This window comes from Oceanobacillus alkalisoli, assembly GCF_021556485.1.
GTDB classification, from domain to species: Bacteria; Bacillota; Bacilli; order Bacillales; family Amphibacillaceae; genus Oceanobacillus; species Oceanobacillus alkalisoli.
In genome coordinates this window covers 104,484-116,843 of record NZ_JAKGBW010000007.1, presented here as the reverse complement: position 1 = coordinate 116,843, position 12,360 = coordinate 104,484, and the positions used below count along the sequence as shown (strand labels likewise).

9 protein-coding genes and 1 other annotated feature (1 of these 10 cut by a window edge) are annotated in these 12,360 nt (G+C 40.1%); of the genes, 5 read left to right on the top strand and 4 right to left on the bottom strand.

The window, feature by feature from the left end; genetic code table 11:
* Window position 1 (bottom strand) — a binding site (T-box leader); it reaches 209 nt to the left of the window's first position.
* 119 nt (window positions 2-120) lie between these two features.
* The 5 genes from LZD48_RS09100 to LZD48_RS09080 all read left to right on the top strand — a co-directional run bounded on the left by LZD48_RS09100 (window position 121) and on the right by LZD48_RS09080 (window position 7,879).
* Window positions 121-3,084, top strand: coding sequence for a transglycosylase domain-containing protein (locus tag LZD48_RS09100; RefSeq protein WP_235762418.1), 2,964 nt, complete (start codon window positions 121-123; stop codon window positions 3,082-3,084).
* A 673-nt stretch (window positions 3,085-3,757) separates the two neighbouring features.
* Window positions 3,758-4,408, top strand: a complete 651-nt coding sequence (locus LZD48_RS09095) for a GNAT family N-acetyltransferase (RefSeq protein WP_235762417.1) — start codon at window positions 3,758-3,760, stop codon at window positions 4,406-4,408.
* 3 nt (window positions 4,409-4,411) lie between these two features.
* Complete coding sequence (locus tag LZD48_RS09090) at window positions 4,412-5,062, top strand: acetoin utilization AcuB family protein (protein WP_235762416.1); 651 nt, start codon at window positions 4,412-4,414, stop codon at window positions 5,060-5,062.
* Window positions 5,059-6,231, top strand: coding sequence for an acetoin utilization protein AcuC (locus LZD48_RS09085; RefSeq protein ID WP_235762415.1), 1,173 nt, complete (start codon window positions 5,059-5,061; stop codon window positions 6,229-6,231). The genes LZD48_RS09090 and LZD48_RS09085 overlap by 4 nt, the downstream gene beginning before the upstream one ends.
* A 172-nt stretch (window positions 6,232-6,403) precedes the next feature.
* On the top strand, window positions 6,404-7,879 hold the full coding sequence (locus tag LZD48_RS09080) for a UDP-N-acetylmuramoyl-L-alanyl-D-glutamate--2,6-diaminopimelate ligase (RefSeq protein WP_235762414.1): 1,476 nt from the start codon (window positions 6,404-6,406) through the stop codon (window positions 7,877-7,879).
* Between the two features lie 180 nt (window positions 7,880-8,059).
* On the opposite strand, the gene motS is transcribed toward LZD48_RS09080, so the two are convergent.
* From motS to LZD48_RS09060, 4 genes are all read right to left on the bottom strand, one after another.
* Complete coding sequence (gene motS / locus LZD48_RS09075) at window positions 8,060-8,833, bottom strand: flagellar motor protein MotS (RefSeq protein WP_235762413.1); 774 nt, start codon at window positions 8,831-8,833, stop codon at window positions 8,060-8,062.
* Window positions 8,823-9,668 (bottom strand): flagellar motor protein MotP, encoded by an 846-nt coding sequence (motP, locus tag LZD48_RS09070; protein ID WP_235762412.1) that lies wholly within the window; start codon window positions 9,666-9,668, stop codon window positions 8,823-8,825. Before motP ends, motS begins: the two co-directional genes overlap by 11 nt.
* Window positions 9,669-9,811: 143 nt before the next feature.
* A complete protein-coding gene (gene ccpA / locus LZD48_RS09065) occupies window positions 9,812-10,816 on the bottom strand; it encodes a catabolite control protein A (RefSeq protein ID WP_235762411.1) in 1,005 nt (334 codons plus the stop codon).
* Window positions 10,817-11,184: 368 nt separating this feature from the next.
* Window positions 11,185-12,258: a bifunctional 3-deoxy-7-phosphoheptulonate synthase/chorismate mutase gene (locus LZD48_RS09060; protein WP_235762410.1), complete on the bottom strand. Its 1,074-nt coding sequence runs from the start codon at window positions 12,256-12,258 to the stop codon at window positions 11,185-11,187.
* Window positions 12,259-12,360 lie beyond the last annotated feature (102 nt).

Here is a 12,360-nt window from a genome sequence, read left to right as displayed (position 1 = left end):
AAGTTTATTTAGATTATATTATAACCACAAAAATAGTTCCTTAGCAACCTTTTCCAAAAAAGCATTCATGAAAAAATCGATATATGGTATAATTATAAACGAATTTTAGGAGGGTTTCAAATGGATTTTAAAAAAAGCATCCAACAATTTTTACATACAATTAAAGAATCCTGGAAAATAGGAAAAATCCAAAAGACAAGCCGAATTACATATGGTGTGATGTGGAATGTCATTTTATTCTTTTTAATTATTAGCTTTATCGGCATGTTTTTCGTTGGAGGAATTGGTGCAGGCTACTTCGCTTCCCTCGTAAAAGATGAAAAAATCCTTGATTATGAAACAATGGCTCAGGATATTTACGATTATGCCGAAACAACGGAGATGTATTTTGCTGATAATGTCTTTTTAGGGGAAGTCAATTCTGACCTTCACCGGGATGAAACAACACTGGAAACAATAGCCCCCGAACTCATCAGCGCTGTCATCGCAACTGAAGATGAATATTTTAATGAACATCAAGGTGTTGTTCCGAAAGCTATCTTACGAGCAGTTTTACAGGAAGTAATGAATTCTTCCACTCAAACAGGTGGTAGTACATTAACCCAGCAATTGATTAAGAACCAAATCTTAACAAATGAAGTGTCCTTTGAAAGAAAGGCGAAAGAAATTCTGTTAGCTTTAAGATTGGAACGGTTCTTTGAAAAAGATGAGATTCTCGAAGCCTACTTAAATATCGTTCCATATGGCCGGGATTCATCTGGAAGAAATATTGCTGGCGTCCAAACAGCCGCTCAAGGTATCTTTGGTCTTGATGCGAAAGATGTAAACCTCGCACAAGCAGCCTATCTCGCCGGTTTGCCACAAAGTCCCTCTGCTTACACCCCGTTTGTAAGTGGCGGAGGATTGAAAGATGAAGAAGGAATCCAGTATGGGTTGAACCGAATGAAGACCGTTTTAAACAGAATGCTTGATATGGAATACATTACACAAGAAGAATATGACGCAGCAATCAATTATGATCTGGTGGCGGATTTTAAAGAAGATCAAAAGTCATCATTTGAAGAGTATCCTGTCTTAACAGCGCAAATTGAAAAAGATGCAACGGACATACTGTACAATGTATTCCTGGAAGAAGACGGAGTTACAAAAGAAGATTTGCAAGAAGACCCCGACTTAAGGGTAGAATATAAAGAGCGTGCAGCCCGAGCATTGCAAATGAATGGGTATGAAATTCACTCGACGATTGATAAAGAATTGTATGATGTGTTTCAAGAAATCGGACAAAACTTCAACCGCTACGGTAATAATAAGTGGACAGAGTATCCAAAAGAATCTGATGAGTGGATTGAACAAGCTGTGCAAGGTGCAGCAATCATGATTGAAAACTCTACAGGACGGATTATCAGCTTCTTCGGGAACCGGAACCCAAGTATCGAGAATCATTATAATTATTCAACGCAAGCAATACGCTCGAATGGGAGTGCAATGAAACCCTTCATCTATGGTTCAGCAATGGAAGAAGGACAACTCCAACCTGGAACACCAATCGCCGATGTTTACTTGACGGTTCCCGATGGCGGGGGAAGGAAGGAAATCAAAAACATCGACCTGAGACATCATGGATTGCTCTCAGCACGGACAAACTTGGCTAAGTCGTATAATATACCGGCCGTAAAAGCTTATCTTCCATTGATTGATCTGAATCCTGTCGATAAATACTTAAGAAACATGGGTATTACAACGATTGAAGATGAAGAATATGCCAACGCCTCATTCGCACTTGGAGGCTTACAACACGGGATCTCAATTGAAGAGAACACGAACGCTTTCGCAACATTTGCCAATAACGGACAATTTGCCAACGCATATATGATTGAAAAAATAACGACAAAAGACGGCGATACGATCTATGAACATGAAGTGAAAACCAAAGAAGTATTCTCACCGCAAACGAGTTACTTATTAATTGATATGATGCGGGATGTTATTTCAGATGGTACTGCAGCCGGCTTACGTTCCAAGCTTAAATATAGTAATGTCGACTGGGCAGGGAAAACGGGAACATCCCAAAATACGGAGAACGTCCACTTTGTTGCGAGTAATCCGAACATCACTTTTGCAACATGGATGGGGTACCGAATCCCCGATGGACTGGAGCATTTAACCCACAGTGAGCGGAATCGTGATTACTGGACCGAATTCATTAATGCTGCAAGTGATGTTAATCCGGAACTTGTCGCTCCTGATCACGCTTTCCAGCAGCCTGATGGCATTGTCCAAAGAAGCTATTGTGCGATTTCAGGCTTGCTTCCAAGTGACTTATGTGAAAAAGCTGGACTCGTCAAGACAGACTTATTCAATGCAAAATTTGTCCCAACGGAAGTGGATAATAGTTTAATAACCGGGGATCAAATTATCGTGAATGGAAAGGCTGTTTCACCTGGACCAGATACACCTGGTGAATTTGCAAAAGGCGGCGGCCTCATGTTTAATCCAGAGTTTCTAAAAGAAAAAGGTTATGATAAAATCCCGGATATCACACAGCTTATTCCATTATATGAAGACCGAAGTAAATGGGAAAAAATTGGTTTTCCCAACACAAATACTTCAACGAACAGCATTAGTGATGACGGGAAAGCACCTGAACCACCGACATCAATCAAGAATTCCGGTAACCAGATTACATGGAACGCTTCACCGAGCAATGATGTTGTTGGCTACCGGATTTACCGGGCTGCAAAAGAAGGTGACAGCTTCTCACGAATTGGCAGTACGACTTCTACGAGCTTTAAATCCGGAAGCGGAGATGGGATCTACCACATTCGGGCAGTCGACTACTTCGGCCTAGAATCCAAAGCTTCGACTATCGTAACCATCGGTAAAGTCGAGGATGATAAAGAAAAGGATAAAGAGAAGGATAAAGAAAACGAAGAAACCTCAGAAGAAGAATCTAGAGAAACCGATGAAAAAGAAGAAAAAGCTAAAGACAAAGATGAAGCGGAAGAAGACAAACAAAAAGAGGATAATGAAGAGAAAGAAAAGAAAGAAGAGAATGAAGACGACAAGGAAACTAAAGACGAATAACAAGCAATATAAGCAAGACTTAAAATCAGGAGCTAGCAAACCCCTGATTTTTTCTTTTACACAAAACTATAAAATGAAATTGTTATGCATAACTAAAATTGCTAGCACTAGCCACGTCCGCTCTGCGCCCAGCAAAGCCCCAAATGAATTACATCTTGAATAAACTTCTACGAGTATGCTTCATGCGTCTGCGAGGAGTGTGTCTTCACCGAGTAATCTTGCAACACGACGAGCAACTAGCAAATTTTTTGGTGGAACGAGCAGTGCGCAGTCTCAAACTTCACACTCCTCCAATCGATAAAGAAGACTTATCCGCTCGGTCTTTGTGAGGCTTAGTTGCACTTATACCCTTGTGGTGAAAGTCAACATCGGCTCATAACTAAAGGAGGGCCGTTTAAATTCGGGCTAAAGCCCAACTCACGTCTACCCCTAAAGGGGCATGTTTCCTTTATCTCCCTTCCGGTAAAAAGGAGGTTCGATTAAGTTCACCCCTTCCTGGGGCAACATCGAACTACCTCCCATCCTGGGAGGCACAGTTTGTACGTTGCTAAACGGGCGCTTCCGCCTTTGTGCTTTCTATTTAATTCAAAATAAATATTCACAAAATACTAAAAAATAACCGAAAAGTGTTGTATACTAAATGTAAGCGCATTAATTATTAGGTGGTGAAGCCATGGAACATATAAAAACCTTTCATTCCATAACTTATGAAACGTCCAACGGGCCGATTACAATCGAGGGTCCCCTCTCATCCGACGAGTTAAAAAAGTATAATTTTCACGACAAATTAGTCGCCTTTCGACCTGCAAAAAAGCAATTTGAGGCTCTTCTTGAAATTGCTTCATTTGAAGAAGCAAGAATTATCGTCGCCCGAACAGAAGAAATGATCGTCGGTTATGTAACCTATCTTTACCCTGATCCACTTGAACGTTGGTCAACCTTTAAAATGAAAGAATTAATCGTATTAGGAGCAATCGAAATCATACCAGACTATCGCGGACAACGAGTAGCTTCTAACTTATTGAAACTATCCATGTTAGATGATTACATGGAAAATTATATTGTAATTTCTACCGAGTATTATTGGCACTGGGATCTTGAAGGTACGAAATTAAGCATCTGGGACTACCGGAAAGTAATGGAGAAAATGATGGCTTCCGGCGGGCTGACCCCTGCACCAACCGATGACCCGGAAATTATTTCCCACCCGGCCAACACTTTAATGGTCCGTGTCGGAAAAAATGTCCCGGAAACCACCGTTGAAGTGTTTGACAATTTACGTTTTCTATCAAGATACAATCAACGAATAAAAAGTGAGGGATGAATCATGTTAGTAGAAAGCATCATGAACACCGAAGTTATTACGCTCCCGCCTACTGCAACAATTGAGGAAGCACTCCGTTTATTAAAAGAAAATAAAATAAGACATATACCAATTGTTGATAAAGCTAACCAGGTAATTGGAATCGTTTCTGACCGGGATGTCCGTGACGCCATGCCTTCAAGCTTCCTTAAAGATGCCGACCGGCAAGAATTACAAAATGAAATTCAAACGATTATGACTTACCCGGTTGTGACCGTTCATCCACTGGATTTTGTGGAGGAAATCGCCCGGATTTTTTATGAAAAAGAATTTGCTTGTGTTCCTGTCGTACAAAATGACGAGCTTGTTGGAATGGTAACTGAAAAGCACATGCTGCATACCTTTATTCAACTTACTGGAACCCATGTACAAAGTTCCCAAATAGAAGTCAAAGTACCGCATCGACCAGGCATCCTTCCTGAAGTTGCGCAAATCATCGGTGACCATAATGTGAATATCGTTTCCATTCTTATTTATCCTTACGGGGATGATCCGGAATATAAAGTGCTCGTCTTCCGGGTTCAGACGATGAATCCAATGCCGATTATCCGGGGAATCAGGGAGGCTGGCTTTAAATTACTCTGGCCAAATAATATTATGGAGCCAAAAGTATGAGTGAACAAGTTAAATTCATATTTTCCGATGATCTTTTAACGTATCATTTTAATCCAGAGCATCCATTCAATCAAAAGCGAGTGTTGCTAACGAAGGAACTGCTGGACGCGGTTGAATTGATTCAAGCGGAGGATATTATTGCACCGCGTAAAGCGACCGAGGAGGAACTGGCTTTGTTTCATAGCCGTGAATATATTGATGCGGTTAAAAGAGCTGGAAAAGATAAACTCACAAAAGAACAAGGAATGGTTTTCGGACTCGGTACCGAGGATACTCCGATGTTTACCGATATGCATGACGCATCGAGTTATCTTGTTGGAGGGACACTCACGGCAGTTGACGCAGTATTGTCCGGGGAAGCTATTCACGCATTGAATCTTGGTGGAGGGCTCCATCATGGTTTTGAGCGACAAGCATCTGGATTTTGTATCTATAATGATGGTGCAGTTGCGATTAAATATATTCGGGAAAAATATAATCTGAAGGTGCTATACGTCGATACAGATGCACATCACGGGGACGGGGTCCAGTGGGCTTTTTACGACGATCCGTATGTCTGTACGTTTTCAATTCATGAAACTGGCCGTTATTTATTCCCAGGAACTGGTGACGTACGCGAACGTGGCATTAAAGCAGGACATGGGTATTCATTTAATTTGCCGATCGATGCATATACCCAGGATGAATCTTTCCTGCAGCTTTATGAAACTGCTTTCAAAGAAATAGTTGATTATTTTAAACCGGACGTCATTCTTACGCAAAATGGTGCAGACGCTCATACATTTGATCCACTCACCCATTTATGTACATCCATGGCAGTTTATGAAAAAATTCCGTTACTCGCCCATGAGCTCGCCCACGAATATTGTAGTGGCAAGTGGATTGCAACTGGTGGGGGCGGCTATGACATTTGGCGTACCGTCCCACGAGCGTGGGCACAGATTTGGAGTGTGATGAAGCGAGGCAAAGTAATGAATGGGGATCTTCCTTCAAGCTGGTTAAAGAAATGGGAAAAAGAGTCTCCTGTTCCCTTGCCAACGACATGGCATGACAGTAAAGAGGCTTTTCCTGAAATTCCGAGAAAGCTTGAAATTGAAGAAAAAAATTTAAAGCTGCTGGAAGCCATGTTGAAATACGCAACCCTTCCCAAACAAAATTTACAAGGATGAAATTAAAAATTTCTCGTGTATATGTGGTGGATTCACTGGATATACACGAGCTTTTTTAATGTCTCTCATTAGCCTTCCTGCATAGACATTCTTTTTTAGAAGAGCTATAATAAACAGGCAAACATTTTTAACAAGTGATTTACCTTGTCTTTCTAAGAAGGAGATGGACGGATTGTTACTAAAAGACATTATGGAAAATATGGATTATGAAGTCATTCAAGGAGATATAAATCAAGAAATTTCTATTCTTACATATGATTCTCGCGAAAACCAAGTTGATAGCCTTTTTATTTGTATAAAAGGCTTCACATTAGATGGCCATGATAAAGCACAAGAGGCTGTTAAGAATGGAGCGCGTGCAATTCTCGTAGAAAGGGAAATTCCTGTTTCTTCTGATGTTACCGTAATAAAAGTATCAAATACGAGAGATGGGATGGCAAAAGCCTCCGTTAATTTCTACCGGCATCCATCCGAAACATTAAACGTAATTGGAATTACCGGAACGAACGGAAAAACCTCCATCACCCATTTTCTGAAAGCGATTCTTGATAAAGCGAATAAGAAAACCGGAGTGATCGGAACGCTGGGAACGCTGATGAATGAAGAAATCATACCAACGAATAACACAACTCCTGAAGCGATTGACCTTCAGCGATTTCTAGACGATATGAAACGGACAGAACATGATTATTGTTTAATAGAAGTTTCTTCTCACTCCCTGCAACTGAAACGTTCTGCTTATACTTCCTTTACGACGGGGATTTTTACAAACCTAAGCCCAGATCATCTGGAATTACATAAAACAATGGATGACTATTTCCAAGCAAAAGCCGAACTATTTACAATGACACATGACTTTAATATCGTCAATGTCGATGATTTTTATGGACAAAAATTGGTACAACTATTAAATAATCCAGAAGTGAGAACAATTACCTATGGCATCCATGAAAAAGCTGATTTTTATGCGACAGATATTGATTATTCCTTTGAACAAACGTCTTTTACCGTGCATACGCCGAATGAGTCAGCACGTATTACGATTCATCTGCCCGGTGAAATATATGTATCCAATAGCTTAGCAGCCATTGCAGCAGCTTACTGTAACGGAATAAGCATAGAGGCGATTCAAACTGGCCTGGATACGGTGAAACATATTTCAGGCAGACTTGAGACGGTATATAAACAAGGAGATTTTCGAGTCGTTGTTGATTTTGCCCATACAGAGGATGCCTTACAGAAAGCGATCACTGTTCTTAGACCATTTGTAAAAGGGAAACTCATCCTCGTCTTCGGGGTTTATGCTGATATGAGTGAGAATGGAAGAGATAAACGTTATGGCATGGGGCGTGTCGCTGCCGAATACGCCGATTATTCCATTGTCACATTGGATAATCCGAAAAAGCATGATATCGCAACGATTATGAAGGAAACAACCGATGCACTTGACCGGAATAAAGGAAATTATATTGCAATCGAAGACCGAGCTGAAGCAATACAGCATGCGATTGAATCGAGTAATCCAGAGGACTGCGTTCTCCTTGCCGGCAAAGGACATGAAACAACACAAGTTATTGGCGATCAAGAGATTTACTTCTCGGAAAAAGAAATTGTCCAGGAAGCAATGAAAAATAAAATATTTAAATAAAGCTAATGAATTTCATAATACGTATTTAATGCTTCACCATCACCATATGTAGTTGAGTTGGTTCGTTCCCAACTACATACGGTGATGGGAAAGCCGACTTTGGTAATTATGAAATTCATTCAAGCAATAAAAAAAAGCAGAGAGAGATTTTCTTTCTGCTTTTTTGATTATGAAAATCGGTTATTCATCTTCATAGTCCGTATTTAAAATTGTAATCTCCACTCGCCGGTTCAGACTCATATTCTCTTCTGAATCATTCGGAGCAACTTGTCTTGTATCACCATAGCCAGCAATCGAAAAACGCGATTCTTCTAAATTAAATTCCTCAATCAAATACCGGACTACACTGCTTGCTCTCGCACCGGATAATTCCCAATTGGACGGATACCGGTATGTATTAATTGGTCTCGTGTCTGTATGACCTTCCACTTTAATATCATTCGGCATTTGTGAAAATAAGCTCCCAATTTCTTCAAGGAACGGTTTCCCCTCATCCAAGATAACCGCTTCTCCCATATTGAAAAAGATGCTATCTTGCAGCACGAGCAGGACACCACGTTCTGTAATTGCAGCTGTAATTTCATCATTTAACGCATGCTCATCCAAATATGCTTCAACACTTTCCACAAGTTCATTTAAAGACTCTTCTTCCTGTTGCTTGCTTATATAGGCATCCCGGCTGACGTTCACATCAATCGGGTCGTCCGATTCGTCCTTACCACTTTCCGCAATGTTATTACCTTCCTGCGGGTAACTGTTCGGGACAACGGATGGCAGGAAATCAAGCACTTCCCGGTTTTGAAATGATTCCGCCACTGCTTCAAATTTAATCTGATCAATTCGGGACATTGAAAATAATAGAATGAAAAACACAAGAATCAACGTTATCATATCCGAATAGGTAACGAGCCATTTTGCCGCACCCTTATCCGGTTTTCTTTGTCTACGCTTCATTTACCCGATCCTCCACAAACCCAGAACGCGCTGCTTCCTCTTCTTTTTCTTTCGCTTCTTGATACTTCTGCTTATCTGTATTAGAGATAAAGGCACTTAGCTTCTCTTCTAATATTCGTGGATTTTGACCAGACTGGACACCAATAATTCCTTCGATGATAATTTGTTTTAAGAAAGCTTCTTCTTCTGTTTTTGCTTCCAACTTACTTGCCATCGGGATGAACACGAGGTTGGCGAGAACTGTACCATATAAAGTCGTAATTAAGGCAATCGCCATCGCTGGACCTAATGTAGCTGGATCAGATAGCTGATTCAGCATCAATACAAGCCCGACAAGCGTTCCAATCATTCCCCAGGCCGGTGAATACTCCCCTGCTTTTTCAATGATTGTACGCCCTTTATAATGCCTTTCTTCCATTGCCGTAATTTCTGCATTCAAAATGTCAGTAATTACTTCCGGTTCAATTCCATCAACAGCAAGCATAATACCTTTTTTAATAAAAGGATCCTCTACTTCATCCAATTCATTCTCCAATGCCAGAATACCTTCTCTCCTGGCCCGCTCGGATAAACGAATGAACAGCTCGATCATTTCTGGCAAGCGATCTTCCGTTTTGACGAATGACTCTTTAATCACCCTACCAGTCAATTTAATCTGCTCTAACTTAAAACTGATTAAAAGGGATCCGACCACCCCGCCTAGTACAATGAAAATAGAAGGGACGTCTAGAAAAATTAAAATATTCCCAGTTTCCCCATTCGTACTGATTGCGAAAATAATCATCATAAATCCAACTGTAATGCCGATTGGAGTCAGTATGTCTTTTTTTGTCATCGTAATCTCTCCAAACTTCAAATATATACGTGAGTTGAAAGCAATACTGGCCCTTATACCGATGCTACTGACATTTTCAATCAGTGGATTGAATTTGAAGTCAGCAGCAACTTTGACCGATAGCTTCTCTTCTTATATCGGCATTAGTTGGATAATGTTGAATCTCTTTTTTCAAGTCGATGCGGAAGAACAACATTTTTATCCGTTACTTCTTCTTTATTCATATATTTCGTTAATAGACGCATTGCAACAGCTCCAATATCATACATTGGTTGAACAACTGTTGTTAAAGTCGGACGAACCATCTTCGCAAGTTTCGTATTATCAAATCCAAATACTTGAATGTCTTCCGGAACCTTATGTCCACGGTCTTGGAAACCATGAATGACACCGATTGCCACGTCATCACTTGTGACAAAAACACTGGAAGGCTTGCTTTCCAGTTCGAGGAGCTTCTCTGCTACAGCAAGTCCTTCATCATAGGATGCATCGATCGTGAATACAAGATCTTCATTGAATTCGATGTTTGCCTCTTTCACTGCACGAACGTAGCCTTCGTACTTCAAATCGTTGACAACCGTATCACGTAAGCTGCCCACAAACGCAGGCTGTTCGTTATTATTGTTATTGGTCAGCTCTTTCGTTGCTTCGTAAGCTGCTAATTCGTAATCGATGTTAACAGACGGGATTTCGTTGGACGAATCATACGTCGCCGCCAGTACAACAGGAGCGGAAGATGTTTTAAATTGTTGGATATGTTCGTCGGTAATATTACCGCCCATAAATAAAATTCCATCCACTTGTTTTTCAAGCATTGTATTAATGAGTAGTAATTCATTTTCTTTCTTAGAATCAGAGTTACTTAAAATAATATTATACTTGTACATCGTTGCGATATCCTCAATTCCTCTTGCAAGTTCCGAAAAGAAAATATTGGATATATCCGGAATAATCGCACCTACCGTCGTCGTTTTCTTACTTGCAAGGCCGCGGGCTACCGCATTTGGCCTATAGCCTAAGCGTTCAATTGTAGCAAGTACTTTTTTCCTTGTGGTAGGTTTAACATTCGGGTTTCCGTTTACAACACGGGAGACAGTCGCCATAGATACGTTCGCTTCTCTTGCGACATCATAAATCGTTACAGTCATCACATATACCTCCAGTATATTCGTTCTCTTTTTTCTATCATACTCTACCATGAAATATTTTTCAAAAATAACATGAAAATTTTCATGAAAACTTATATTATACCTATTTGAATGAATTTCATCATTACCAAAGTCGGCTATTCCATCACCATATGTAGTTGGGAACGAATCAACTCAACTACATATGGTGATGGTGAAGCATTAAATACGTATTATGAAATTCATTAATTTTACCCTAAAAAATAAGACATAACTATTATATCTCAAAGATAAACAGTTATGTCCTAATTAACTCATTACTTGCGAAATGATTGAGTAAAGATGTGTTCGATAGTGATTATTCCGCCTAACACCTGCGCCTTTATGTTTTATTTCAAACGATTTTCCAAATCTGTAATTTCTTCAAAGAATTTATCGAATGTTGGAATGTCCATTTGTTGTGCAGAGTCAGATAATGCTACTGCAGGGTCTGGATGGACTTCTGCCATAATTCCATCTGCTCCGATTGCAAGTGCTGCTTTTGCAGTTGGCAATAATAAATCTCTTCTACCTGTTGAGTGTGTAACGTCAACAAGAATTGGTAAGTGTGTTTCCTTTTTCAGAACAGGTACAGCCGAAATGTCGAGCGTATTTCGTGTCGCTGTTTCATATGTTCTAATTCCGCGTTCACATAGGATGATATTGGTATTCCCGCGAGAGATAATGTATTCTGCAGCATTAATGAATTCCTGGATTGTTGCGGATAAGCCACGCTTTAAGAGAACTGGCTTGTCCACTTCCCCTGCCGCTTTTAATAATTCAAAGTTCTGCATGTTTCTAGCACCGATTTGAATAACATCGATATATTCCACCGCTTCTTCAATATGAGCCGGATTAACAATTTCGCTAATCACTGCTAAATCATATTCGTCCGCGACACGTTTTAGGATTTGCAGTCCCTCAACTCCAAGTCCTTGGAAATCATATGGGGAAGTACGTGGTTTGAATGCTCCACCGCGGAGTAACTTCAAGCCCTTCGCTTTAACTGCTTCAGCTACTTGCGCTACTTGTTCATAACTTTCAACTGCACATGGTCCAAATACATAATTTGCAGAGCCATTCCCAATTTTCGCCCCATTAATTTCAACGATTGTATTTTCGGGTTGGTTTTTCCGGGATACGAGTAAGGCTTTTTGATTGTCATCTTGTTGAAGCTCTAGACCTGCTTTAAATATTTCTTTGAAAATATGTTCGATTGTTGCATTTTCAAACGGGCCGGTATTATGCTTTTTAATATTATCAAGCATTTCTCTTTCACGGACCGGATCAAATGTATGTGTACTTTGTTTCGATTTCACCTTGCCGATTTCCTGAACTAATTCTGCCCGACGGTTAATTAAGTCCAAAATCTCTAAGTTCACTTCATCTAATTGCTCTCTCAGCTGTTCCATTTGATTACTCATTCGTAAGCCCCCTGCACAGTTTTTAATAATTAGACACAATTATAGCTAAGAATCTGTTATTTGTCACTATTAATTTAATAAAAATAATATTATGTCGGACAA

Coding starts and splice junctions, on each gene's coding strand:
- LZD48_RS09100 (WP_235762418.1), top strand. CDS start 121: ATGGATTTTAAAAAAAGCATCCAACAATTTTTACATACAATTAAAGAA.
- LZD48_RS09095 (WP_235762417.1), top strand. CDS start 3,758: ATGGAACATATAAAAACCTTTCATTCCATAACTTATGAAACGTCCAAC.
- LZD48_RS09090 (WP_235762416.1), top strand. CDS start 4,412: ATGTTAGTAGAAAGCATCATGAACACCGAAGTTATTACGCTCCCGCCT.
- LZD48_RS09085 (WP_235762415.1), top strand. CDS start 5,059: ATGAGTGAACAAGTTAAATTCATATTTTCCGATGATCTTTTAACGTAT.
- motS (WP_235762413.1), bottom strand. CDS start 8,833: ATGAAGCGTAGACAAAGAAAACCGGATAAGGGTGCGGCAAAATGGCTC.
- motP (WP_235762412.1), bottom strand. CDS start 9,668: ATGACAAAAAAAGACATACTGACTCCAATCGGCATTACAGTTGGATTT.
- ccpA (WP_235762411.1), bottom strand. CDS start 10,816: ATGACTGTAACGATTTATGATGTCGCAAGAGAAGCGAACGTATCTATG.
- LZD48_RS09060 (WP_235762410.1), bottom strand. CDS start 12,258: ATGAGTAATCAAATGGAACAGCTGAGAGAGCAATTAGATGAAGTGAAC.